Below are 26,856 nucleotides of genomic sequence, written 5' to 3'. Positions count from 1 at the left end.
AAAAAATAAGTGTTACTTCAACACGAATTATTTAACCAATATGAGAGAAGACCAATTTGTGATTGGAGTGGACTATGGGTCCGACTCTGTTCGCTCCGTGTTAATCAACGCACACAACGGCGAAGAAATAGCCTCATCAGTATTCAATTACCCACGCTGGCAGCAGGGTTTATTTTGCAAACCGGCCGAAAACCAGTTCAGGCAACATCCCCTTGACTATATAGAAGGATTAGAAACTACTATAAAAGACTGTATTGCAAAGGCAGGCGGCGCCGAAGTTGCAAAAAAGGTAAAAGGCCTATCGGTAGATACTACAGGATCGACCCCAATTGCGGTTGATAAAACTGGTAAGCCATTAGCTTTAACACCCGGTTTTGAGCAAAACCCCAATGCCATGTTCATTTTATGGAAAGACCATACTTCGGTATTGGAAGCCGCCCAGATCAATGAACATGCCACAAAATTCGATACCAATTATTTAAAATATGTTGGCGGCATCTACTCTTCCGAGTGGTTTTGGGCCAAATTGCTGCATATTGTAAGGGTTGATGCCCAGGTACGCGAAGCCCTGCACTCGTGGGTAGAACATTGCGATTGGATCCCGTTCCTGTTAACAGGCGGTACCGATGTTAAGGAAATTAAACGTGGCCGCTGCTCTGCCGGTCATAAAGCTTTATGGGCCGAGGAATTTGGCGGCTTGCCACCTGATGAATTTTTCTCGTCGCTTGATCCGTTATTGACGGGTATTACCGATAAACTATTTAAAGATACCTATACCGCAGATGAAGCCGCAGGAACACTGAGTGCAGAATGGGCCGAAAAATTAGGCTTATCTACCGATGTTATTGTAGGTACCGGTGCCTTTGATGCGCACATGGGTGCGGTAGGCGGGCAAATTGAGCCTTACCACTTAAGTAAAGTAATGGGTACATCAACCTGCGATATTTTGGTAGCGCCATCTGTTGAGGTTGAAGGCAAACTGGTAGCAGGTATTTGCGGGCAGGTAAATGGCTCGGTTATACCTGGGATGACGGGCTTAGAAGCAGGCCAATCGGCCTTTGGCGACACTTATGCCTGGTTTAAAAATGTGCTTTTATGGCCTTTAAATAACCTGTTATCGCAGTCAGCCATTATAGATACAGCAACCGCCGAGGCTTTAAAAGCCGAAATGGCCGAGCTGATCATCCCCGAATTAAGCCGCCAGGCCGATTTGCTGCCTTTGGATTTTGATAACGAGTTATCTATCGATTGGTTTAATGGCCGCCGTACACCTGATGCCAACCAGGAGTTAAAAGGCGCAATAACCGGTTTAGGTTTAGGCAGCGATGCGCCACGCGTATTCCGTTCACTGGCCGAAGCTACCTGTTTTGGGGCTAAAAGCATTGTAGAGCGTTTTATCAGCGAGGGTATCCCGGTTAAAGGTATTATAGGTATTGGCGGCGTGGCCAAAAAATCGCCGTTTGTAATGCAGATGATGGCCGATGTATTGGGTATGCCTATCCGCATTCACCAATTTAAACATACCTGCGCTCTTGGCGCGGCCATGTTTGCGGCTGTTGTTGCAGGCATTTACCCAACGGTTGAGGATGCCATGCAGGGCATGGGCCGCGGCTTTGATGTGGAGTATTATCCTAATAAAGAAAAAGAAGCCTTATACCTGGCCCGTTACAATAAATACAAAACCTTAGGCAGTTTTATCGCTCAGCAAATAGCTGCAAAAGCAACCCAGGGTGTTAAAGATAATTCTGTTTTGGCATGAGTAAGTATCAACACATAAAACAAGCTGCTTATGAAGCTAATATGCAGCTGCCCAAATTGGGGCTGGTGCTTTTCACCTTTGGCAATGTAAGCGCTGTAGATAGGGAACTGGGCGTTTTTGCTATAAAACCAAGCGGTGTACCTTACGAAGATCTGTCGCCCGAAAAAATGGTGATTGTTGATTTTGATGGGGTTACGGTAGAGGGCGATCTGCGCCCGTCGTCGGATACCAAAACGCATGCGGTGCTTTATAAACACTGGCCAAACATTGGCGGTATTGTGCATACACACTCTACTTATGGCACCGCCTGGGCGCAATCTCAGCGTGACATTCCTATCTTCGGCACCACACATGCCGATCACCTGACAGCCGATATCCCCTGTGCCCCGCCTATGAGCGATGAAATGATTGAAGGCGACTATGAATACCAAACCGGTTTCCAGATCATGGATCATTTTGCCGCCGAAGGGCTGGACTATAACGAGGTAGAAATGGTGTTAGTAGGTAACCACGCGCCATTTACATGGGGTAAAACGCCACATAAAGCCGTGTATAACAGCGCCGTTTTAGAGGCCGTAGCCCAAATGGCTTACCTTACCGAGCAAATCAACAACCAGGCGCCGCGCCTTAAAGATTCGCTCATTAAAAAGCATTTTGAACGCAAACACGGACCAAACTCTTATTACGGCCAATAAAATGAAATCGACTTTAATTTATATCGGTATCCTGGCGGCAGGACTATTGGGCGCGAACACCGCATCGGCACAAACTGTAGCCGCTACCCCGCCCATGGGCTGGAATAGCTATAATTGTTTTGGTTCGGCAGTGCATGAAGATGAGGTAAAAGCCAATACAGATTACATGGCCGCCAATTTAAAACAGCATGGCTGGGAGTACATTGTAGTCGATTTTTTATGGTCGTACGATAACCCTCCGGGAAGCAATATCGGGAATCCGTTTCAGTTGCGTTTACAGGATGGCTCATACGTGCCCTGGTTAAGTATGGATAAATTTGGTAGGTTAACACCTCAACCCACCAAATTTCCATCGGCATTTGGCGGTAACGGGTTTAAGCCTTTGGCTGATTATGTACATGGCAAAGGTTTAAAATTTGGCATCCACGTAATGCGGGGCATTCCAAGGCAGGCTTACTGGTCAAAGTCGCCGGTAAAGGGCACCAACGGTATCACGGCCGATATGGTTGCCGATACCAACAGCAAATGCCCATGGATGAACCATATGTACGGCCTGGATATGAAAAAGCCCGGCGCACAGGAATACCTCAATTCTATTTTAGAACTGTATGCCTCATGGGGTGTTGATTTTATTAAGGTAGATGACCTATCGCGCCCTTACAGTAATGCCGAGGTGGAAGGTTACCAAAAAGCCATCCAAAATTGTGGCAGGCCTATAGTATTGAGCCTTTCGCCGGGCGAAACTCCTGTAGCACAAGCGGCTCATGCGGTTAAGTATGCCAATATGTGGCGCATGGCCGATGATTTTTGGGATAACTGGAAAGAGATATTGCACATGTTTGATTATGCCAAAAGCTGGGAAGGTGTAAGTGGTGCTGGCCACTGGCCCGATTGCGATATGATACAAATTGGTAAGCTAAGCAAACGTGGCCCGGTTGGGCAAGAGCGTTACAGCCGCTTTACCGAAGATGAAGAAATTACTCACATGACCTTCTGGAGCATTTTCCGTTCACCATTGATGATTGGCGGCAATATGCCCGAAAATCGGGAATTTGAACTAAGCCTGTTTACCAACGACGAAGTTTTGGCCGTTAACCAAAAAGGAGCAAGCCCCAAACAACTGTACAAAAAGGATGGCGCTATGGTATGGTATTCTACTATTCCGGGCACTAAAGATGTATACGTTGGGTTATTTAACATCAGCGATGCAAACGGAAGCGTAGCTGTAAACTTTGCCGCCCTTGGCCTTAAAGGCAAAGTAAAAGTGCGCGACTTATGGAAAAAACAAGATGTTGGCCAGTTTAAGAACAACTACCAGCAAAACATTAACCTGCATGGTGCAGCCTTACTAAGACTTTCGCCTGCAAACTAACCGACTAAACAAGCAATCAATAACTCAATAAATCACTAATACACTAATTATAAAATGATTGACCTTAAAACATTTGAAGTTTGGTTTATTACCGGGAGCCAAAACTTATACGGGGAAGAAACACTAAAAAAAGTTGCCGAACACTCGCAGGAAATAGCTGCCGGCATTGACGCGACCGGCAATATCCCTGTTCGTGTGGTATACAAACCTGTGGTAAAATCGACCGAAGAAATTTATGAAACCCTGCAGGCTGCAAACGTTGCCGAAAACTGTATCGGCATCATTACCTGGATGCATACTTTTAGTCCGGCTAAAATGTGGATCCGCGGGCTAAGCATCCTTAAAAAACCGATGCTTCACCTGCATACCCAGTTTAACCGCGATATTCCATGGAGCTCGATAGATATGGATTTCATGAACCTGAACCAAAGTGCCCATGGCGACCGCGAGTTTGGCTTCATGGTATCGCGCATGCGCATGAACCGTAAGGTGGTTGTTGGCCACTGGCAGGATCCTGAGGCATTAGCACAAATTGAGACATGGGCCCGTGCTGCCGCCGGCTGGTACGACTGGCAAGGTGCCAAATTTGTACGCTTTGGCGATAATATGCGCTTCGTAGCTGTTACCGATGGCGACAAAGTAGAGGCTGAACTGAAATTTGGTTTCTCGGTAAATACCTACGGTATTGGTGACCTGGTAGCGGTGATTAACGCAATAAGCGAAGAATCGGTTAGCGAACTGATAGAAGAATATGAGGCTACTTACACCATGGCCGATGACCTTAAAAAAGGCGGCGCTAAACATCAGTCGGTATATGATGCTGCTAAAATTGAGCTGGGTTTGCGCAAGTTTTTGGTTGACGGCGGCTTTAAAGGCTTCTCGGATACTTTTGAAGACCTGCACGGCATGATCCAGTTGCCAGGTATTGCCGCCCAGCGCCTGATGGCCGATGGCTTTGGCTTCGCCGGCGAAGGCGATTGGAAAACTGCCGCCCTGGTGCGCGCATTTAAAGTGATGGGTGCTGGCCTGCCGGGTGGTAATGCCTTTATGGAAGATTACACCTACCATTTTGACCCTAACAACGCCTTGGTATTAGGATCGCACATGCTGGAGGTGGATGCTTCATTGGCAAATGGCAAGGCAGCGTTAGAAGTTCACCCGCTGGGTATTGGCGGCAAGGCCGATCCTGCGCGTTTGGTATTTAACGTGGCCGGCGGTGCAGCGCTTAATGCATCAATTGTAGATATGGGCAACCGTTTCCGCCTGTTGGTTAACGAGGTTGAAGCCGTTGAACCGGTTGAAGACCTGCCAAACCTGCCTGTTGCCCGCGTACTTTGGAAACCACTGCCCGACATGAAAACCGGCTGCGCAGCCTGGATTTACGGCGGCGGCGCACACCACACCGCCTACAGCCAAAATCTGACTGCCGAACACTTGCAGGATTTTGCTGATATGGCAGGCATTGAGTTTTTAAGGATTGGCAAGGATACAACTATACCACAATTCAGAAATGAGATATTGTGGAACGAGGTGGCTTATAAATAGGAAGAAGAAGCCCCCTCTAAATCTCCCCCTGAAGGGGGAGACTTTTGATTTGCATGACATCAACCCGTCATTGCGAGGTACGAAGCAATCCCGAACTATGTGGGACTTAGCATGTAGGGGATTGCTTCGTACCTCGCAATGACGGATTATTTAAGAGTTAGCAGAAAACGAAGAATTCTGTTAATTCTTAAATTCTGATTCAGACAATGCGTTAGGGATAGCAGCGGATACCGGCCCGTGACTAAGGCCTATGTAGTATGAGCGGATAGCCCGGGCCAAAGGCAACGCCGGGGAAAGAGTCAAGAGATTAGAATCAAGAGTTAAGACTTTTGAGGATTGGGGAGTAAGGACGAGAGAATACACATTAATAAAATACTGTCATGCTGAGGTACGAAGCATCTATTCGCGAACTGTTCTGTAGGTCAGGTATGGCGTAGAATAGATCCTTCGTTCCTCAGGATGACAGTTGTTTAAAAACAATAATACCAAACACACAACCCACGATGGGATTCCGGTTGTGTGTTTTTATACAAAACAGCAAAAGAGAGAACGAATACAATAAAACTAATTTAAACCCAATTTATGAACAAATTTTCAACCATTGATTACGTCATATTCGTGATCTATTTTATTGTGGTATCCAGTTATGGTTACTGGGTGTACAGCCGCAAAAAAAAGGCCAGCATATCGGCGAGTCATGATTTCTTTTTGGCCGAGGGGTCACTTACCTGGTGGGCCATCGGAGCTTCGCTTATTGCATCCAATATTTCGGCCGAGCAGTTTATTGGCACCAGCGGGCAGGGTTTCGCAGTGGGCTTGGCTGTGGCAGCTTACGAGTGGGTGGCGGCAATAGCGCTCATTATAGTAGCGGTATGGTTTATCCCGGTGTATCTGAAGAACAAAATTTTCACGATGCCGCAGTTTTTGCATACGCGGTATAACGAAACGGTGAGTTTTATTATGGCCATCTTCTGGCTGTTTTTATATGTGTTTGTTAACCTTACCAGTATATTGTACCTGGGCGCGCTGGCTATTAATAACCTAATAGGCGGCGACATCAGTTCGATGCACAATATCATCATAGCGCTTGCTGTGTTTGCCTTATTCATCACCCTTGGTGGTATGAAGGTAATTGGCTTTACCGATGTAATACAGGTATTGGTGCTTGTAATAGGCGGCTTGGCTACTACTTACATAGCTTTAACGCTGGTGAGCGAGCATTTTGGTTTAGGCAAAGATGCTATAGCCGGTTTAAAAATGATGTTTAAGGATTCGCCCGAGCACTTTAAAATGATGATGGCTAAACCAAAAACAGACGCGCCACAAGCCGAGATTACCAAATACCTGGCACTGCCGGGTATAGCCATGTATTTTGCAGGGCAGTGGATTGTGAACCTGAACTATTGGGGCTGTAACCAGTACATTACCCAGCGTGCCTTAGGGGCCGATTTAAAAACCGCACGTACAGGTATCCTGTTTGCCGGTTTAATGAAACTGGCCATGCCTATCATCGTAGTAATACCGGGTATTGCAGCTTATGTATTATACAAAAATGGTGGCTTGCAACATGAAATGGCATCGGGCGGACATTTCAATTCGGATAATGCTTACTCGGCTATATTGGGCTTTTTGCCCACCGGGCTAAAAGGGCTTTCGGTAGCGGCGCTTACTGCGGCTATTGTGGCTTCATTGGCGGGTAAAGCCAACAGTATCAGCACCATTTTTACGCTGGATATTTACAAAAAGCACATGGTTAAAGATGCCGACGAGAAAAAGATGGTTTGGGTGGGCAAGCTCACCATTTTGGCGGCGCTTGTATTCTCCATCATCCTTACCTGGAAAGATCTTTTAGGTATTGGCGGCGAAGGAGGTTTTACCTTTATCCAGAAATATACCGGCTTTATTAGCCCGGGTATCTTCGCCATATTCATCTTAGGTTTTTTCTGGAAACGTACTACAGGCGCGGCTGCTATTGCAGGGATACTTACAGGCTTTGCCATGTCGGTACTGTTTAATAACTATGCACCTGCTTTATTTGGTCACGAAACTATCCTGTACACCGCCTTCCCTAATGGCAAAGGAGGCTGGGAAATTCCATTCCTGATCTGTATGGGCTTATCGTTTATGTTTACCATCATTGTGATGGTGATCATCAGCCTGGCCGGGCCAAAAATAAACCCTAAAGCTTTTGATATTCCGAAGGCTATGTTTAAGGTTGATAAACAAACCCTGGCATTAATTATAGTTACACTTTTATTACTTACCATGCTGTATGCCAAGTTCTGGTAGTACAAGAATTTTGTTATAGGTTACATTGATTGAATCCCCCGATGGCTTAATTGCCAGGGGGATTTTTTGTTGCCCATTATGACACCGTAAATCGGCAATTACGATAAATCCACAGCATCATCTATCTTGCTGTGTATTTGGTAAACAATGCCATCCATCTCGTTCAGGGTAATTTTAAGCAATGCAAATATTTCCTCCTTATCTTCTGCACTGTCGGCCATATCTGCCAGTGTCATCAGGCCCAGCATGGTGGCAACCGGCCGCCTGATCTCATGCGAGCTTAGCCATGCTATTTCTTTTAAAAATTCATTCTGCCGCTTATTTTCCTGGATGGATTGCTTTAAATCGTTGATGTCTTTAATAACCCCTATCAGCCTTACCGGCTCCTTTTGTTCATTATAAATAAAATAGCCCTGGTCCATAATATATTTATAAACGCCATTGCCGCAATTTATGCGGTATTCGCAGGCCCAGTTTGTTTTGCCTTCGTTTCTGATTTTTTGCTGGCTTGTTAATACTTCTTCAACATCATCTGGGTGGATGAGCTGGCGCCACCATGCCAGGTTATAAACTATCTGGTGATAAGCAACATCAATTAATTGCATTAAACTGGCGTTGTAAACAATAGTATCTGCGGGTATATTTAAATCATAAATCACATCTTTGGTTGCCTGTGCCAGCAGTTCATACCGTTCAACAGCCTCCTTTAACTTAGTATCTTTTAGTTTGTTTTCGGTTATATCCGAAAAATAAACCGCAACGCCATCGTCGGTTGGGTAGGCAGCCAGCCTTATCCATTTGTTTAATACCAGCGAATATTCCTCTATTTTTACTATCACCCGCTCCTCCAGCGCTTTTTGATAATAAGGATACATGCGGTTTCGCTCTTTGGGGAATAGCGTAAAAATACTTTCGCCAACAATTTTGGCAAATCTGCCGCCTACAATGTCTTCAAAAGCCTGGTTAATACGGGTAATGCACATGTTATAGTCTAATGCAAAAAAAGCATCACTAATACTATTCAGGGTATTTTCAAGGTTGCTTAAATGCCTGTTTTTTTCTACTTCCAGCTCCTTTAACTCGGTAATGTCCTGCATCGAGCCAATTACCTTTAGCGGCATGCCCGGCACGGTTTCTAAACGGGCCAGTTGCCGCATATACCGGGTCTCGCCATTAAGCACTTTTGTCCGGTGAGTAACATCAAGCGTTTTGCCATGGGTCATTAAATCATTAAGGCCGGCAATCATCATTGGCCTGTCTTCCGGAAAAACATGTTCCAGGTAAATATCAAAAGGTTCACGCTCATGATCCCGATTGATACCGGTAAGCGTGTACAACTCATCCGACCATAGCAGCTTCCGGGTATCCGGAAAATATTCCCAGCCGCCAACCTTTGATATCAGTTGCGTTTCTCTTAAGTTTTGTTTCTTACTTAAAATATCCTGGTTTATCTTCTCTAACCTCTGCTCAAATAATAACTGCTCGGTCATATCCCGAACCATTACCATCACATTTGGGTTATTATTGAAAGTTATTTTATGCGATGTAACGCTTACATGAATAATGCTGCCATCTTTTTTAATATGCCGCCAGTTGCCGTTCAAATTCAAACTGGCCGATAAACGTCCGGCAGCCCCAATCAACCTTTCAGTATCTTCGGCCGGGCGAATATCCAGGATACTTTTTGTTAAAAACTCGTCGCGGCTGTAACCGTAGGTGCTAACAGCGGCATCATTAACCGAAACTATGTTTAATTTATCGTCATATATCCACATAGGCACCGGGTTACTCTGGTACATACTGCGGTACTGCGTTTCGCTTTGTTTTAACTTCGTGTCGTTCTTTTTTATCAGGTAATACAAAAAGAACCCGCTGGCTATTACAAAAAAATACCCTTTGGCACTGCTGATAAGTAAAACCTGCTCACCGGTAAAATTATGCTCCAGATAAAACAGCAAACGATCACTAAAAGTGATCCAGAGCAAACTGATAATGATATAAATAATGGCTATCCGTAAAGCACCATGCCGCATTAGCTTCGCGTTAAATTATTTATTAAATTAAACGTTTAAATACATTATTGGTTACAATAAATATTTATAGGCGCCAATATATTGTATTACTTCTTTTACTAAGAAAGTATTTTTAAAGCATGCTATCAATGTAATCAATATTTGCTTTAAAACAATAATGGCTTGTAAATACAACATAAGTGTAAAAAAGAGGGGGGCGGTTTTGAGGGCAACTTGATTGCTGACGGAATAAGCTTGTGACATACAAGTATTAAGCGATACTTTGTTTTTATTACCCTGATCCTGCCTAAATAATAGAGGTATCAGGTGTTAACCATGATAAAATATAAAATATTGATTACCAAATATTTATAATATTTTATCTAAAATGTGTTAAGTTATGTTAACCCAATTGCATGCGGTTGCCTGTAGCGCCCCAGGGAGACGCCCCGGCCGTTCGTAATGGTGGCATTGTTTCTTATAAGTTCCTACAAACCATTAATCCCGCTTATCTATCGACCAGGGGGCTGTTTGTGTCGATAAACCGCTACCAGCTATACCCAAGCAACTCTCCGTCATGTTGATTTGTCTTCTGGTCGATTATTTCTTTACGCCCGTCTATCGCGTTTTACCAAACGGCCTCATTAGTTTTTATTTGGAGCATGAAACTAAAATTACAATTCCTGCTATTGTTCCTTTTACCAATCACTATGGTAAAGGCCGCTACTATAATTACCGATGCGGGCACCGGCATTACCGGTACCGTTATTGATTCAGTGAGCCAAAAACCGGTAGATTATGCTACCGTATCTGTTTTTGACCAGGCAAGTAATAAGGTTGTAAATGGCACCGTAACAGCTACCGATGGCAAATTTACCATTGATAAATTACCTGCGGGCACTTACCGCATAAGGATAAACTTTATGGGCTATGCCAATAAAACCATCGCCAATATTAAAGTTGAGAGTGGCATGCTTAAACTGGGCCGAATTTTACTTAGCCCCGATAGCAAATTGCTGAAAGAAGTACAGGTTACCGGCAAAAAAGCATTGATTGAAGAAAAGATAGACCGCACCGTATATAACGCCGAAAACGACCTTACCGCCCGCGGCGGCGATGCCACAGACGTAATGAAACGCGTGCCCATGGTATCTGTTGACCTTGATGGCAATGTAAGCGTGCGCGGCAGCTCAAATATTAAAGTGCTCATTAACGGCAAGCCTTCGGCCATGGCCTCGGCCAGCGTGTCCGACGCTTTAAAACAAATCCCTGCCGATTTGATTAAAAGCGTGGAGGTGATCACTTCGCCATCGGCCAAATACGATGCCGAAGGATCTGGCGGGATTATCAACATCATCCTGAAACAAAACACATTGCAGGGCCTTACCCTTAACCTGAATGCAGCCGCGGGTACACGCGGTGCCGATTTGGGCCTTAACGGCGGCTACAAAACCGGCAAGCTTACCTTTTCATTGGGTGGCTTTGGGCGTACTGGCTACAATATCCCCGGCGAGTTTAACAATAGCCAAACAGTAACCAGCCTTACTAACGGCGATGCCTTACAAACCACACAATCGGCCAATACACACAACAAATATTTGTTTGCCCGGTATAATGCCGGATTAGATTATGATATCAGCGCGCATAACTCGCTTAGCCTGGGGGTAGTATTTGGTGCCAACAACCACCCCACCGTACAGGACAACTTTTTAACCAACAGCTACCTGAATGATGTGCTTACCGGTTCGTCGCTGCAAAAAAACAATATCACCAACAATTCCAACTCGGTTGATGCCACCCTAACTTACACGCTCACCGGCAAAAAGCCCGACCGGGAGTTCAGTTTTTTGACCGAGTACAGCCAGAATAACCGCCACAACAACTTTGAAAGCATTTTTCTTGATCAAACAGATGGCGCATCAACGGGTGGTTTAAAAAACAATAACAACAGCGTTAATAAAGAACTTACCCTTGAGGCCGATTACCAAACGCCGCTTGCCAAAAACCAGCTGCTTGAATTTGGCGCCAAGGATATTGTAAGAACAGTAACCAGTAATTACACCTACCTATCGGCAGCCGATGGCTCGCTTGACTATCAGCCTGTATCATCGGCCAGCCTGTCAAACGCGTTTAATTACAAGCAAAATGTGGCATCGGGATACGTGTCATTTACCTTTAACCCCTTTAAAAATTACACCATTAAGGCCGGTACCCGGTACGAGTACACCTCCATCAGCGCCGATTTTCAGAGCGGGCAGGCAGTCAACATCCCCGATTATGGCATATTGGTGCCCAGCCTTAACATCAGCAAAAAGTTTGATAACGGCGACATGATTAAACTGGGCTACAACCGCCGCATACAGCGCCCATCTATCGAGTTTTTAAATCCCAATATACAGGCGTCCAATGCGCTAAATATAACCAGCGGTAACCCCGGCCTGCAACCCGAGTTTACCAATAATTTTGAGCTGGCCTACAGCACCAATATCAAGAGCAACCATTTCAATATTTCGGCTTTTATGCGCAATACCAATGATGCTATCCAAACCATCCGGTCAAGCAGCGGCGATACCATAAAAACAAGCTATCAAAATTTGGGCAAGCAAAATGCCTATGGCATGAGCTTATCGGCCAACCTTACGCTCACCAGCAAACTAAGTCTCAATGGCGGCCTTGATATGTACTATTTAGATTTGGATAACCAGGACCCCGACCCGCTTTTCCGCGCGTCAAACCATGGCTGGGTGGCCAACTACCGCATATTTGGCAGCTATGACCTGTCAGACAAGTACTCGGTACAGGCATTTGCCTTTCGCCGCTCGCGCCAAATACAGCTACAGGGTTACCAGGGCAGTTTCGGGGTATATAATTTAAGCTTTAACCGGAAGTTTGCCAACAAAAAAGGAAGCATCGGGATTGGTGCAGATAACTTCCTGACTAATGGTTTCAGGATACCAACAGTTGTTAATTCGGGCAACATTAATCAGAATGCGGTAAACATTATGCACAACCGCAGTATCGAACTTACATTTACTTATAAGTTTGGAGGCCTTTCGGCAGAGAAGCCTAAGAAACCCAAAAAGGCCATTAACAATGATGACTTGAAGGAAGGCAGCAGCAATAATAATAACAATTAAAAAAACCGCCCCTCGCTTTGGTATCGTACACCAACGAGGGGCGGATAGTTTATCACTTCACCTTATCTGTTATTTCAATCTCCGCCATGGCGCGACTGCTAAATTCCAGAAACTAAGTTTTACTTCTTTTTATATACTTTCTATACAAGTATTCGGCATATCCCACACTAATATAATCTGGAAACTTCCAGTTGGGATAGTACTGTCTTTTAATATATTTTAAGGCGCTAAAAAACAGAATAGCCGCAATTAAAAAGATACCTAAACTCAATAGTATGATACCGAGTACTACAACAATATCCATAATTTATTCATTTTGGGTTTGTACGCTTCAGCTAAAATAAAGGTTTCATTTGTTTTGATTAATAATTTTTGCTTCCTGTGCCAAAATTAACCTTTAAACAAACTTATCAATAAATCTTCAGTTATTATATTCTCCGGGGTAGTAAATGCAAACTGTGACAACAACTTTCATTTAACATACATAAAAAAGGTTAATGCCCATCAAGAATTACGTGGCCGGATGTCGCCGGAACAATATTATTTAAATTTTTAACAAATCATTGCCATAAACAACGCTGTTAACAGGAATGGCAAACAGCCTCGGATATCAGAACGCCAGTACACAAGTTACCAATATCAGTCGGCCCGTGCTTTAAAAATGCCGGGGCTTTTTAAATACATGGCATTGCTAATTCAGTAAGGTAATAGATCCTGAAAACAATTGTTTGCCGTTTTTGCCCGATATAACGTAGTAGTAAACGCCTGCCGGCACAGGTTGTCCGTTCTTTCTGCCATTCCACGATGCTGTAGTCCCGGTGCTCCGGAAAACTATTGATCCGTAGCGATTAAATACTTTTACCAGTACCGATGCATCTGTCTCCAGCCCTGTAATGTTCCATGTATCATTTTTACCATCGCCATTGGGTGTAAATGCCGATGGGATATGAATATCCGGGCACGAACTTATTACATGTATCACCTTATCGCTGGGGCAGCCGTTGGCATTTATTACGCTAAGACTTATTGTTTGCGGGCGATCTGCAATAAACGTATTGCCGCCGTCAACACCGTTCCATGTATATTTTGAAAAACCCGTGGGCGCGGTTATGGTAACCGGCGCGCCGGTATAAGTGCAAAATGAGGTATCGGCCATATTAAGAATAGCTACCGGTAAAAACTGTAGGTCGATACCCGCAACTGCCTGGCAGCCCGCTGCCGAAGTTGCCGTTACGCTGTAAGTGCCCGTGGTACTTACGCTAATTTTATCGGTAGTTTCGCCGGTTGACCAACTGACCGTGCTGCCCGCGCTATGAACTGCAGTAAGCTCCAGCGGTTGTCCTTCGCATAATTTAGTTGTAACGGCCTGGGTAATGCTCACCGTGGGCAATGGATTAAAGGCCAACCGATATGCTGCCGAATTAACCACGCAGGTGCCCAGCGCTGTACTGGTAACAATTACCGAATAATTACCGGCATCGGTTGTAGTAACGGTTGGCTTGTTTTGCCAGGCGGTTACCGTGGTGCCATCGCGTTGCCAGGTAATGGAATAAGCGGCATCGGTAGTAATACCGGCATCAAGCCGGGCTAAATCGCCTGTGCAATAGCTTACTTTATCGGGCGTAATTACCGGTGTTGGCAGGTTGTAAACGTTTACCTGTACCTCTTTTGATGGTATCCAGGTACCCGGGCAGGTGCTTACCTCCACTTTATATTTGCCGTTTTGGGTTGTTGTAAGTGTTTGAGATAAATTACCGGTAAGCACGCCGTCCTTGTACCAACGATATTGATAAGCAATATCGCCCCCAACTGTTAACACTGCTGTACCCCCCTGGCAAACGTTTACATCGCCGGGATAATTAAATGTAAAGGTGGGAGCAGGCGTAAATACAAGATGATATACCGGCGACTCCTTGGAACAGGTATTAATAGGGTTGCGCACTGTAAGCATATAGGTTCCCAACTCGCTCACGCTTATTGATGCCTTGTTAGTAAACTGCGTAAGCTCATGCCCGTTAAGGTACCAGTTTAATGAGTAGTCACTGCTGGCAGGTAAATTTGAATTTAAAATGGCGTTGCTGCCTCCGCAATGGGTAGGCTGATCGGGCAGTATCTGTGGTTCCGGAAGATAAATTACATTAACCTGCACTTCTTTTGTTGATACCCATACATCTTTTTCGGAGCTAATTTCGGCCCGGTATTTTCCTGTTACCTGTATGGGATATAGTGTGGTAACATTGGTAGTTAGTACACCATCCTTATACCACCGGTACAGGTATTCGGGATGGCCTTGTACCTGCAGCGTTAAAGGCACATTATCGCACTTGGGCAAAACATCGGGATAATCAAAACTAAATATAGGCGCTACATTAATAATTTTTTTGCGGCTTGCAGACGTTTTCAAAACAGCCTTGCGTGACGACAAATGGTGGGCCGACACGAGTGCCACGCCTTGTTGGGCATTGGCTTGAGGAATAGCGATAAAGGCAGCCAGTAACAATAGTATAAACCTGGCTATACGGTGTAAAGTCAATTTCAATCAGGGGTTTGGCAAATATAGTTTTTATTAAAAACCATACACATACCTTTTACCGAATTTGTAAACTAATTGTTACGCTGTTTGATTAAAAAAATAGCGGGAAAGAGTCAAAAACCAGGGGTTAAAAATCAAAGACAAGACTTCTTTTGGCTGCTTTACGAGGACCGACCGCTGTTAAATCTTAAAAAATTAAAATCACTTCCTTAACACACGGATTTGCAAGATGCAAAAAAACCTCTCTGCCCTCTCGAGAGCGCACGGGCCTGGGCCTGGGCCTTTTAAATTCTAAAATAAAAAGTCCGAAATCCTAGATCCCAGCTACACCCCTTCTTTAACCCCGGTATGTTTTTTAATAACGGTTGATAGTTGCTGCGGGTTGAAGGGCTTGAGGATGCAATCGTTAAAGCCGCTGGCCAGCAGGTCGGCGAGCATTTTTTGGTCTACAAGGGAGGCGGTGAAGGCGATGACGGGTACCAGGGGGTATTTCTTTTTGATTTCGAAAACGGCTTCGTAGCCGTTCATTACGGGCATTTCCAGGTCGAGCAGGACAATGTCATAATGGGGGAAATCTTCCAGTCGGGCCAGGGCTTCCACGCCATCGTAGGCGGCATCAACCGTGGCGCCAAAGCTGGTGAGGGCCTTTTTGGCTACCATCATGTTTATTTTGTTATCCTCGGCCAGCAGCACCCTTAGTAATTTAAGATCGCCATTGTCGGCTACCGGCTTTAGCGGTATAGGAAGCGGCGCCACATGGGCAATGTTAAAGGTTAAGCCGAACGAAAACTTGCTGCCCCTGCCTTTTTCGCTTTCGAGGGATAGCTTGGCCCCCATCAGCTGTAATATGCGGTTACAAATAGTAAGGCCAAGGCCGGTGCCGGTAAGCTCGCGGGTGCCCTCGTGGTACACCTGCCAAAAGCCCTCAAAAATCTTCTCCTGGTCGGCCTTATCAATGCCGATGCCGGTATCTTCAATCACAAAGTCGACGGCTATTTGCTTGTCGTTTTTTTTAAGGCAGGTAGCTTTTAGCTTTACGTAGCCGTTGCCGGTAAATTTAAGGGCGTTGGCAAAAATATTGTTGAGCACCTGTGTAAGGCGCATATCATCGGCCAGTACCAGGATATCCAGTTGGCGGTCAATATCGGCCAGTACCTCAACATTACTGTTTGCCGATAGCACTTTAAAAGGTAGACATACATTGAGCAAAAAGTTGCTTAAATTGATGGTGATGGGGTGCAGTTCCAGTTTGCCGGCCTCTATCTTGTTAAAATCGAGGATATCATTTACCTGCTGCAGCATATGATCGGCCGAGCTTTGGAGGATACTGATATACTCGGCCTGCCGCGTGGCCGAGTTCTCCTGCTTCAGCAGGTTTACAATACCGATGATGCCGTTTAAGGGCGTGCGCAGCTCGTGCCCCATGGTGGCCAGGAACTGGGTTTTGGTATTGATAACCCTATCACTTTGGCTAACTATCTCTTCTATATACTTTTTTTCGAAAAACGTGTACAGCGCCGCCAGCACAATGGTTGAGCCAAGCGCGGTGAAGCGGTTAACCAGGGCCAACCGGGCCGATTGGCCGGCGGTAAAATCAGCCAGCGGGGGCACATAGTTACCAATAACAATACAGGCAACAAAGGCAAATATCATAATGCCCACAAAAATGCCTGGCTTTTTACCCTGCTTATGCTTTAGGTCGACAACCAGGGGTACTGCTATAAGGGCCGGAAAAAAGTAAAGGTACTGGTCGGTTTGCAACCCCTCCAGCAGCACCAGGCATATTAGCAGTCCGCAGATGACCGAAAATATAGATATGGTAAGATCTTTAATGGCATCCTGCCACTTTAGTACCACAAACATTAAAATAGCCAGGCAAAAGCAAGCCAGCAAAAACGACGACACATACATGCCGATAAAAGCATCATAAACCGATAAAAACACCCCAAGCGACAAGGCCGACAATCCCAGCTGGTAAGTGCGTTTGGATACTTCCTTTAAATCAAACAAAAGATCCTGCCGCTTAGGGTCTGTATTAACCGGCTGATGGTATTTATCGGTAATTTTATCCATAGAGGTAGCAGTTAGCCTGCCTTAATTTTATTTGATATTGTTTTTACAAAAGCATTTACCTGTTGCAGGCGAAGCACTTACAACTGTAGGCAACAATTTGGCTTTGTAAAAGTACTTATATATTCTAAAAAATTGCAATGCAACAGGAGTGTCGGCGAGTCGACTCACCCCGACGAGGCTGCGCCCGTCTGCCCCTCTCTCCGCTTCGCGCATAGAGGGGCGAATTTTTTTTTTCATTTCCTCAACCCTCTTTGCGGCTTCAGCCGGAGAGAGGGTGGTCGGGCGCAGCCTCGACCGGGTGAGTCTTCGCCGGCGTTCCCCTTTGTAACAAAACTTTAACCTAATTTAACTATTATAAGTTTGGTGGTTTGCGTTTGCTTTCTTTATTTTATGAAATTAATGCTGACATTGTTATACCCATCCAAAACCGGTAAGCTATTGGTGCTTACATGCTTTTTAGTTTTCGTATTTCCCGCGGTAGTTTGCGCGCAAAATCTTTTTTTGCAAAAGATTGAACTGTGCAGCGCCGAAAATTATTGCATCGACTGCGGCAGCCCCAAAGCTACCTGTAGCCAGTTTACGCTCGACCAGCTATGCGACCGTATTAACCGCAAGTATTCGTTTAAAGATGCCAACGGGTCATTAACCTTCCAGGTATTGGTTGAGCCTTCGGGTTTTAGCTGTGTACTAAGCCATACCGATGTAACCAACAGCCCACTTACCGCCGATATCATTCGCCTGCTGAACGGCAGCTTGTGGAAGGCCGCTGTTGACCATGGCAAACGCGTGGCATCATCGGTAAATGTGCAGTTTAAAATAGCTTTTGGCCGTATTTCGGCCCAGATGCTGCGGATGGACCTCGAGCAGATGAAGCCGCCCGGCCCGCCAACTATTTATAATACCAGTACCCAGTATACCAACCCATCGCTCAACAGCTACGAATTTACCAAATGGACGCGCTACGATTCGCCCCTGCCCGATAACGTGAGCCAATCAAGCGCGGTTGACGCTACCGACGTGCTTTGGTACGCCACCGCCCACGGCCTTACCCGTTTTGATGGCACCACCTTTAACCCGGTTAATGAATACAACTCGCCCTTTACATCCGAAACGGCTGTACAGGAAATTACCGTCGACAAGGAAAACGCCAAATGGGCCTACATTGATAACGGTATTTACAAATGCACCGATGCCGGCTGGCAGGTGTACGATTTTAAAAAGTTTATAAAAAGCCCGGTTACCCACATCATAAAAAGCCGCAACGGCGAACTGCTGTTTACCACCAAAGATGGCATGGTAGTGGTACGCAAAGATAAAGTGGTGGTGCTTAACAAGAAAACCATCCCGCTGCTGCCCTCAAGCAACGTAACTTTTGCTTATGTGGATAACCGCAAACGCCTGTGGATTGGTACATCAAAAGGCACCATCCTTATCGAGAAAGACCTGCTGCCTACCACATTTACCACATCTGATACGCCACTGAAAAACGCCAGCATATCCGGCGCAGCCGAAGATGAACAGGGCAACCTCTATTTCTCATTAATAAGCACCAACAAAGCCGCTGCCGATGATGATAACGAAGGCATCGCGGTATTACGCCCCGATGGCACGTGGCTGCATTTAACCGACAAAAATTCGGGCATGCCATCAAACCACGTAACCAGCATTATGTACGATAAGTTTGAACACGTACTATGGCTGGGCACCGATCAATCGGGCCTGGTGCGGTACGATTTAAAAAACAGCTGGGAAAACTACAACAACGCCAACTCGCCCGCTCCCGGCTTCAAAATTTACCAGGTGGTGCAGGATTCCAAAGGAGTTATTTATGTTACAACAGCCAATGGTTTGCTGAGGATAAGAAAAAGAGGGACGTTTTGAGTTAGATTTGAGATATGAGACGTGAGATTTGAGATGGAATTAGCCGGCGGCAACGCTGGTTAATACTCACCCGCCCATCGCTGCGCTGGGGCACCCTCTCTTCTGCTGCGCAGGAAAGAGGGGCTTGAACGACTGATACTTAATCTAAAAAATAATATAAAACGCTTCCAGGCCCCTCTTTCCGGCGAAGGTGGTTGTTGCACAACGCGACGATAAAAAGTTCTTTGAAGTATTGATTAAAACAGTGCTTTTTAGTAAATTAAAGGCATGCAAGGGAAAAAGGTACAGCAGGAAAGCTTGTTCATTCAGTTTCAGCTTTCAGACTATGTTCCGGCCGATAATTTCTACCGTCGGCTGAAAGGAATGCTTGATTTGGATTTTTTATATAAAGCCACTTCAAAGCACTACGGTAAAGAAGGTCAAAAAAGCATAGATCCTGTCGTGTTTATGAAATTGATGCTGGTAGGTTACCTGGAAAATATCAATAGCGACCGTCGCATCATTACCTCGTCGGGAATGCGCATGGATATCCTTTATTTTCTTGGATACAATCTTGGCGAGGATTTGCCTTGGCACTCTACTCTAAGCCGTACCCGTAAGCTGTTTGGCGAGAAAGTTTTTCTTGAAATTTTTAAACAAGTGCTGAAGCTATGCATTGACAAAGGCTTGATTTCGGGCAAGCGGCAGGCTGTCGACAGTGCATTGATACCGGCAAATGCTTCCAAACATAGTATGGTTGAAAGGATTGTAATGGAAGATGCATCCGTTTTCAGCCGGGAACTCAATGATAATATAGAAGATGTGCCTTCGAAACCGGAAACGCCGAAAGAAAACAACAAGAATGACCAGGAGAAAAAGGATAAAAAAGGACCGACGAATCAAACACATTACAGTCCTTCAGATCCTGATGCCCGCTTAACCACTAAACCCGGAAAACCGATGAGGTTATATTACCGGGCACAGATGAGTGTGGATACCGCCAGTCACTTTATTACCTATATCCAGGCTTTTAAGGGGAATGAGACCGATAACACCAGCCTGCCGGTGATGTTGCCGCAGATCATGGACAACCTTTCCGGCGGTCATGTTTCGCCGCCCAGAGAAATCCTGGCAGATACAGGCTATAGCAGTGGCAAGGCTATCAGGGCTTTAACGGCAAACAAACTTAAAGGATATATACCTAACCCCGGAAGTTATAAATCTTCAAGGGAAGATGAAGGCTTTAAATATGATGACAAATATGACAGATACATTTGTTTAATGGGAGTACAGTTACCCTTCAGACGTGTCGAGTGTGCTTATAACGAACCAACAGTACATAAAAAGATCTATGAATCAAACATCAGCGATTGCAAGAACTGCCCCCTCAAAGAAATCTGTGCCAATAAAAAAGGGTTTAAAAAGCTGGTTGATTCGGCCGATAAGCCACTCTATGAATATATGCGGCAGCGAGTAGAAAGTCCCAAAGGTAAACTGATGAAGTCGCTACGCTCCAGTACCGTTGAGCCGGTCTTTGGTTCCTTAATTAACTATACCAGTTTAAGAAGGATAAATACTAAAGGTCTTAAACAAGCTAACAAAGGGATGCTTTTAGCTGCTGCCGCTTACAATATCAAAAAACTGCTCGCCTACAAACCCAAGCGGTTAAAAGAACTGAAAATGCCAGTCATAAGAGCAATAAACGACTTATTTTACCGAATGTATACTTTATTTACTCAGCATTATCTTTCAAATCCAATGCTATCGTTTTAATCAATATCTCAAAGAACGTTGTACAATCTCACGACTGTAATTATTATTAGTAGTTGCGCAACGATCACCGAAGCCGAAGAGAGGGTGGCGGGCGCAGCCTCGCCGGGTGAGTCTTCGCCGCCAAACCCAACTCACAACTTACATCCCCCTCAGCCTCACATCATCCGCCACAATCCTTTCAACCATAATACTGCGTGTACCGGTTGCATTTTCGTCAAAAGCATTTACATCTATAGCGCCGTAATTGTTAAGCGCGTCAACAGCCTCCTGGGCCAGCCTGGCCGATGGCGCGTGTACGGTTACAATGGTGCCGTTACGGCCTGCTGTGGCATGGGCTTCGGCCTCATGCCTGTTATCAAACAGGTGGTTAAAAAAAGTGGCTATCCGGTCAATAGCGCCGGGCTCGTGCGCATTGTGGCCTGCCAGGGCTTTATGGGTGTGCTGGTCTAAACTATCGGCGTCAAACTCGTTGCCCAACAGGTATTCGCATACATCGTCGGCAAGGGTAACATCTTCAAAAATACCTACTACTGTAATCATACGTTAGTAATAGGTGGTTGGGTTAAATTGTTTGCGCTTTGAGTCGGAAAGTCCGGAAAGTTAAAAAGCGGCCACTATACAAATAATTCAAAAATCTCATATCTCATATCTAACATCTCAAATCTAAAACCGGGCGTTTCCCGCTGGTAGAAGCGGGCCGGGCTTTCCCCTCATACGCACACAGGGCCTTAGCCACGGCCTTCCCTTATAGCCCCCCCCACCGCGGCCGGTATCCGGTACAATCCCTAACGCTGATATTGGGGTGAGCTTTTAGCTTTGCAACATAAAAATATGCTTACCGCCCGCAGTAGCTTTACATCAGGCACAATCATCAAAAAGTGACTACAGGTAACACGGCGCAATTTTTATTTGATGTTATAATATCTGATTTTGGGCAGGCGGAAATTATTTTAATTCAGTTGTTAACCGGGGTGTTAGAGAACCCCTTAAAACAAGTAAAGCCCCTGATGGGCAGGGGCCTTTACTAACCAATTATAAACCTAAATTATGAGAAGACTTTTTTTGTGTTTGTATTACGGTGTAAAAGTAACACTAAGTTTTTATATTCCTTTAAATTATTTTGTAATTTTATTGTAACTTTTATCAAAACAAGTATATCCTGCTGTTTGATTATCAAAAATACAAATATTTTATTATTAATGTGATAATTTTTTAAAAAATTAATTGCACCGTATTAAAAAGTCACTAATGCCAAAAGAATACAATACTTTTCTCAGTTTTTTTTCATAAAAAATCAAAACAAACTAAAATAAACATCTAAAAAATTAAAAATTACCTTGAAAAAATATTTTAAAATGCTTTTTCACTGAGTTTATGTCAAATTTTATTCCAAAAATAGATCCTTAAATAAAAAAATCACATATAATTAATTTTTTTCTCTCACTTATCAAAAAAAATCCGATTTTTTATTAATAATCTAAACTCCCTACATCTGAAGATATTGTGAGTCCGGGTATAAAATTTACTTTAAATAAGCACAATTTAAAAACTGCTTCCTCATTTTTGCAACGCGTTTTTCCGTTTTTCAATTTATGACAGTCACCACGCCTACAAAAACACACCCACATTTAACGTCTTTCACCTTATGGATCATGACCATTGCCACTTGCCTGGTAGTGGCCAATATTTACTACAACCAGCCCTTGCTGGCCGATATTGCACACACTTTTAAAATATCTGATAAAAAAGCCCAGCAAGTGTCGCTGTTTACCCAAATTGGCTATGCTACGGGTTTATTGTTTATTATACCGCTGGCCGATATGCTTAAACGCAAGCGATTAATATTGATAGATTTTACTCTTGTTATAATCTCGCTGTTAATAAGCGCAGCGGCGCCATCGGTGCTTGTGCTAACCATAGCCGGTTTTTTACTGGGAGTATCATCTGTAATACCGCAATTACTAATACCCATGGCCGCACACCTGGCTAAACCGGCAGAGCGCGGCAAAAAAATTGGCTTTGTGATGAGCGGCCTGTTAATAGGTATATTATTATCACGTACACTAAGCGGTTTTATTGGCGAACATTTTGGCTGGCGTACTATGTACTATATAGCTACGGGATTAATGCTGGCTATGTGGCTAATGATATTTTTCTTTTTACCCGAAGTTGAGCCCGACTACAAAGGCAACTATAAAAACCTGATGAAATCGCTTATTCACCTGGTTAAAACTCAGCCTAAACTCAGGATGGCTGCTTTCCGGGGCGCTTTATGCTTTGCCGGCTTCAGTGCTTTTTGGACCACGCTTGTGTTTTTACTAAAACAACCCCAGTTTAACGCGGGCAGTTCTGTAGCCGGCCTGTTTGGCCTGGTAGGAGCGTTTGGCGCATTGGCAGCCGGCTTAATGGGAAGGCTAAGCGATAAAATGGACTCGTACAAACTATCAGGTTATACATTATTATTGGTGCTCATTTCTTTTATCATCTTTTACTTCTCAAACAGCAGCATTACTGGTTTGGTTATAGGTGTAATTGTGCTGGATATGGGAGTACAGGCCACACATATTTCCAACCAATCTATCATATTCGGTTTGATACCCGAGGCCCGCAACAGGTTAAATACAGTATACATGGTGTCTTATTTTATAGGCGGCGCATCGGGCACATTTTTGGCCAGCCTGGTTTGGAAAACTTACCAGTGGACCGGTGTGTGTGCTATTGGTGTTACATTGGCCGTCATCGCGCTGGCTGCGCACTTTATTAACTACAAAAAAAACGTTCGGAATTAAAGCAAGTGTTCGGTTATTGAGTACTAAGCGAACAGTGATTTTTGCGTTCTGAAACCCACGTTGTCCAAAATTTGAATTTTTATTCAAAATAAAAGTTACTCAAAAACAGCTATTTACATGTTATTGTAAAAATATTTTGAGCCAAAGATGACTTTTATGTTTTTTTGGCACGCTGTTGGAATACTACTCAACAAATGTAGCTGTTATGGAAACTAAAAAGACAACGGTTAAGGAAAGCGAAAAGGAATGGGAAAATCCGGTGGAGCCAACAAAAACAACAGATGCACGCGATGAGGAGCAAATTTTAAGGCAATACAACGAAGCAAAACGCCGCAAAAATAACCTTACCGAAAACCAGGAAACTGAAAAAAAAGATTGAACAAAGACATTTAAAACATACAAAAAACTAAAACTATGAAAAGCACCAAAAAATTATCTACCAACAAATTAGTAGCGCGTTTTGATAACGAATTAAAATTGTTACTAATGAATGATTTGAAATCTATAAAAGCTAAAGCAATCCGTTTAGCAACCGCAGCCTAATTAAACTTACAACACACTTACCTATATATAAAACATCTACCTATGAAAGCCTCTAAAACAAACCCAACCATCAGCGAATTAATTGCCCGCTTTGACGACGAGTTACTGAACATTTTATTGGAAGATCTTAGGAACTTCAAAGAAAGAAATCAATTTGTGCACAACAACAAGAAGGTAGCAGTACCATCAACACGTAAAGCTGCCTGATCATCATATATATCTACATCTACCTTTTAAAGTACAACATCGCACCTATGAAAACGATAAAGCCCTGCTAAAACAGGGCTTTATTTTTTTACAGCGTATTTAACAATCAGGCTGGCCGTTTTGGCCGATGCGCCAGGCCGGCCCATTCTTGCGTCAAGCGTATCATAATCTGCCAGCATCTGTTGCCGGTAGGCCCCTTGTTTAGCAATAGCGCCAAGCTCGGCCGCAATTTTCAGTTCGTTACAGTCGTCCTGGATAAGCTCTTTTACTATTCCCTTATCTACAATGAGGTTAACCAGCGATATAAATTTAATTTTAACCAGCATGCGGGCTATAGCAATGGTTAATGCGTTGCCCTTATATACCACCACCTGTGGTATGTTAAACAAGGCAGTCTCTAAGGTTGCTGTTCCGGAGGCAACAATGGCGGCGTGCGCGTTGGTTAACAAATCGTATGTGGCATTAAATATTACAGGAATATTGGCATCCTTCACAAACTGGCTGTAAAATTCAGGTTTAAATGAAGGTGCGCCCGCTATAACAAACTGGTAATCTGCAAACTGTCCGGCTACGGCAATCATATCTGGCAATAAATAGTTTATCTCTTGTTTCCGGCTGCCAGGCAACAGCGCTATTATTTTTTTACCCGATATATCATTCTGCTTTAAAAATTCAGAATTAGGCTCAAACGCGGTTATGGCATCCAAAAGCGGGTTGCCTACATAATCAACCTCCATTCCCCAGCTTTTATAAAAATCAACCTCAAAAGGCAATATGCAAAACAGGTGGTCAACTATCCGCTTAATTTTCAACACCCGTTTTTGGTTCCAGGCCCAAACTTTGGGCGAGATGTAGTAATTAACCGACAGACCAATGGTTTTAGCGTATTCTGCTATTTTCAAGTTAAAACCCGGGAAATCTATGAGCACCAAAACATCGGGTTGGTAAGCCGCAATATCGTCTTTGCAGGCTTTCATGTTTTTAAGGATGGCGCGCAAATTAATTACAACCTCTACAAAACCCATAAAGGCCATATCGGCATAATGCTTCACTAGGGTTCCGCCTTCAGCCTGCATCAGGTCGCCGCCAAAAAAACGAAACTCGGCCGCCGGGTCAAGCTCCTTTAGCGCCTTCATGAGGTTAGCCCCGTGCAAATCGCCCGATGCTTCGCCGGCTACCAGGTAATACTTCATCTGATGGGTTGTAATTTGAGTAAAAACACCGCCGCTGCAAATACAAAGGTCGTCAATATCATGCCCGCGCCTATGTTGTCTTTGCCTGCCTTAAAACAATACCGGATAATGAAAAGATTGAGCGCGATGGCAATCAGATAAGGGATACCTGGTTTATTCAATATCAAAAAGCTGCCTTTAAGCAGGTATAAAAAAATAAACAGGCTAATTCCCGGCAATACAGCCCCGCCAAGCAAACCAACCACTATACTATTATTTTTAAGCATGTATATTATTTAACAAGCAATTTATACATTAAATTTCCAGGTGTTTAAAAACGGGATAGCATGGTGCGCCGTCATATCAAACTGAATAGGCACTACCGACGCGTAATTGTGTTCTAAAGCCCAAACATCGGTATCCTCGCCCCCGTCATTTAACTGAAAAACGCCTGTGAGCCAGTAGTATGGCCGTTTATGCGGATCAACCCGTTCATCAAACTCCTCGGCCCATTTGGCGTTGGCCTGGCGGCAAATCTTGATCCCTTTGATGTTGTTCGTGTTCGGAAAATTTACATTGAGTAATGTATTGGCCGGCAAACCGTTAGCTAAAACCTGTAAGGCAAGCTCCTTCACATATTTAACGCAGTGGCTAAAGTTGGCATCCAGGTTATAATCATCTAAAGAAAAACCAATAGATGGAATACTTTCAATAGCACCTTCAACCGCGGCCGACATGGTGCCCGAATACAATACGTTGATAGAATTATTTAAGCCATGGTTAATGCCGGATACGCATAAATCGGGCTTAAGCCCTTTAAATATTTTATTTACAGCAAGCTTCACACAATCAACCGGAGTGCCGGAGCAGCGGTACATTTCAATACCTTCGTAAATATCCACCTTATCTAAACGCAGGGGTTTACCTATGGTAATGGCATGCCCCATGCCCGATTGCGGACTATCGGGCGCAACAACCACTACCCTGCCTATCTCGCTCATGGCTTCAATTAATACTTTGATGCCAGGGGCGGTTATGCCATCATCGTTAACAACAAGTATGGTCGGTTTGATTGATTTCATCATGCGAAATTAATT

At 44.3% G+C, this 26,856-nt stretch carries 20 protein-coding genes; 12 read left to right on the top strand and 8 right to left on the bottom strand.

Translation table 11 applies throughout. The features are described from left to right. The first annotated feature begins 40 nt into the window (after window positions 1-40). The 5 genes from FSB76_RS17975 to FSB76_RS17955 all read left to right on the top strand — a co-directional run bounded on the left by FSB76_RS17975 (window position 41) and on the right by FSB76_RS17955 (window position 7,660). A complete protein-coding gene (locus tag FSB76_RS17975; RefSeq protein ID WP_147055701.1) occupies window positions 41-1,759 on the top strand; it encodes a ribulokinase in 1,719 nt (572 codons plus the stop codon). Beyond that, window positions 1,756-2,454 (top strand): L-ribulose-5-phosphate 4-epimerase, encoded by a 699-nt coding sequence (locus FSB76_RS17970; RefSeq protein ID WP_147055699.1) that lies wholly within the window; start codon window positions 1,756-1,758, stop codon window positions 2,452-2,454. The genes FSB76_RS17975 and FSB76_RS17970 overlap by 4 nt, the downstream gene beginning before the upstream one ends. A 1-nt stretch (window position 2,455) precedes the next feature. Next, window positions 2,456-3,826: a glycoside hydrolase family 27 protein gene (locus FSB76_RS17965; RefSeq protein WP_147055697.1), complete on the top strand. Its 1,371-nt coding sequence runs from the start codon at window positions 2,456-2,458 to the stop codon at window positions 3,824-3,826. Window positions 3,827-3,880: 54 nt separating this feature from the next. Next, window positions 3,881-5,371: an L-arabinose isomerase gene (gene araA, locus FSB76_RS17960; protein ID WP_147055696.1), complete on the top strand. Its 1,491-nt coding sequence runs from the start codon at window positions 3,881-3,883 to the stop codon at window positions 5,369-5,371. Window positions 5,372-5,953: 582 nt separating this feature from the next. Next, window positions 5,954-7,660, top strand: a complete 1,707-nt coding sequence (locus FSB76_RS17955; RefSeq protein ID WP_147055694.1) for a sodium:solute symporter family transporter — start codon at window positions 5,954-5,956, stop codon at window positions 7,658-7,660. 98 nt (window positions 7,661-7,758) lie between these two features. Here the strand turns inward: FSB76_RS17955 and FSB76_RS17950 are convergent, their stop codons facing one another. Next, entirely contained in the window at window positions 7,759-9,693 is a 1,935-nt protein-coding gene (locus tag FSB76_RS17950; protein ID WP_147055692.1) for a PAS domain S-box protein, read from the bottom strand. Window positions 9,694-10,334: 641 nt separating this feature from the next. On the opposite strand from FSB76_RS17950, the gene FSB76_RS17945 reads away from it, so the two are divergent. Further along, on the top strand, window positions 10,335-12,809 hold the full coding sequence (locus tag FSB76_RS17945) for a TonB-dependent receptor domain-containing protein (RefSeq protein WP_147055690.1): 2,475 nt from the start codon (window positions 10,335-10,337) through the stop codon (window positions 12,807-12,809). Window positions 12,810-13,500: 691 nt separating this feature from the next. Here the strand turns inward: FSB76_RS17945 and FSB76_RS17940 are convergent. The 3 genes from FSB76_RS17940 to FSB76_RS17930 all read right to left on the bottom strand — a co-directional run bounded on the left by FSB76_RS17940 (window position 13,501) and on the right by FSB76_RS17930 (window position 17,652). After that, window positions 13,501-15,342, bottom strand: coding sequence for a gliding motility-associated C-terminal domain-containing protein (locus tag FSB76_RS17940; RefSeq protein ID WP_147055688.1), 1,842 nt, complete (start codon window positions 15,340-15,342; stop codon window positions 13,501-13,503). Window positions 15,343-15,666: 324 nt separating this feature from the next. Continuing rightward, the gene (locus FSB76_RS17935) at window positions 15,667-17,415 is read right to left on the bottom strand and encodes an ATP-binding protein (protein WP_147055686.1); all 1,749 of its coding nucleotides are present in this window, start codon (window positions 17,413-17,415) and stop codon (window positions 15,667-15,669) included. Window positions 17,416-17,442: 27 nt separating this feature from the next. Continuing rightward, the gene (locus FSB76_RS17930) at window positions 17,443-17,652 is read right to left on the bottom strand and encodes a hypothetical protein (protein ID WP_147055684.1); all 210 of its coding nucleotides are present in this window, start codon (window positions 17,650-17,652) and stop codon (window positions 17,443-17,445) included. A 153-nt stretch (window positions 17,653-17,805) separates the two neighbouring features. On the opposite strand from FSB76_RS17930, the gene FSB76_RS17925 reads away from it, so the two are divergent. Continuing rightward, complete coding sequence (locus tag FSB76_RS17925) at window positions 17,806-19,296, top strand: ligand-binding sensor domain-containing protein (protein WP_147055681.1); 1,491 nt, start codon at window positions 17,806-17,808, stop codon at window positions 19,294-19,296. Window positions 19,297-19,563: 267 nt separating this feature from the next. Further along, on the top strand, window positions 19,564-21,048 hold the full coding sequence (locus FSB76_RS17920) for an IS1182 family transposase (protein ID WP_147052047.1): 1,485 nt from the start codon (window positions 19,564-19,566) through the stop codon (window positions 21,046-21,048). 138 nt (window positions 21,049-21,186) lie between these two features. On the opposite strand, the gene FSB76_RS17915 is transcribed toward FSB76_RS17920, so the two are convergent. Beyond that, window positions 21,187-21,588 carry a hypothetical protein gene (locus FSB76_RS17915; RefSeq protein ID WP_147055679.1) on the bottom strand — a complete coding sequence of 134 codons (402 nt, stop codon included), beginning with the start codon at window positions 21,586-21,588 and terminating at the stop codon, window positions 21,187-21,189. A 1,112-nt stretch (window positions 21,589-22,700) separates the two neighbouring features. Here FSB76_RS17915 and FSB76_RS17910 point away from each other — a divergent pair. The 4 genes from FSB76_RS17910 (at window position 22,701) to FSB76_RS32175 (ending at window position 24,587) form a co-directional block, all read left to right on the top strand. Continuing rightward, window positions 22,701-23,837 carry an MFS transporter gene (locus tag FSB76_RS17910; protein ID WP_147055677.1) on the top strand — a complete coding sequence of 379 codons (1,137 nt, stop codon included), beginning with the start codon at window positions 22,701-22,703 and terminating at the stop codon, window positions 23,835-23,837. Window positions 23,838-24,042: 205 nt separating this feature from the next. Then, window positions 24,043-24,216, top strand: coding sequence for a hypothetical protein (locus FSB76_RS32180; protein ID WP_158642921.1), 174 nt, complete (start codon window positions 24,043-24,045; stop codon window positions 24,214-24,216). Window positions 24,217-24,251: 35 nt separating this feature from the next. Further along, the gene (locus tag FSB76_RS32720; protein WP_262713482.1) at window positions 24,252-24,380 is read left to right on the top strand and encodes a hypothetical protein; all 129 of its coding nucleotides are present in this window, start codon (window positions 24,252-24,254) and stop codon (window positions 24,378-24,380) included. 42 nt (window positions 24,381-24,422) lie between these two features. Then, entirely contained in the window at window positions 24,423-24,587 is a 165-nt protein-coding gene (locus FSB76_RS32175) for a hypothetical protein (RefSeq protein ID WP_158642920.1), read from the top strand. Between the two features lie 80 nt (window positions 24,588-24,667). On the opposite strand, the gene lpxB is transcribed toward FSB76_RS32175, so the two are convergent. The 3 genes from lpxB to surE are packed head-to-tail and all read right to left on the bottom strand — an operon-like array spanning window position 24,668 to window position 26,841. Continuing rightward, on the bottom strand, window positions 24,668-25,780 hold the full coding sequence (gene lpxB / locus FSB76_RS17905; RefSeq protein ID WP_147055675.1) for a lipid-A-disaccharide synthase: 1,113 nt from the start codon (window positions 25,778-25,780) through the stop codon (window positions 24,668-24,670). After that, window positions 25,777-26,046 (bottom strand): hypothetical protein, encoded by a 270-nt coding sequence (locus tag FSB76_RS17900; protein ID WP_147055673.1) that lies wholly within the window; start codon window positions 26,044-26,046, stop codon window positions 25,777-25,779. Before FSB76_RS17900 ends, lpxB begins: the two co-directional genes overlap by 4 nt. A gap of 21 nt (window positions 26,047-26,067) precedes the next feature. Further along, window positions 26,068-26,841, bottom strand: coding sequence for a 5'/3'-nucleotidase SurE (surE, locus tag FSB76_RS17895; protein ID WP_147061019.1), 774 nt, complete (start codon window positions 26,839-26,841; stop codon window positions 26,068-26,070). Window positions 26,842-26,856: the final 15 nt, after the last annotated feature.

The sequence above is a fragment of the Mucilaginibacter ginsenosidivorax genome (assembly GCF_007971525.1).
GTDB classification, from domain to species: Bacteria; Bacteroidota; Bacteroidia; order Sphingobacteriales; family Sphingobacteriaceae; genus Mucilaginibacter; species Mucilaginibacter ginsenosidivorax.
Note: the sequence above shows the minus strand (reverse complement) of the source record. Positions and strands in the feature narration are given on the sequence as shown.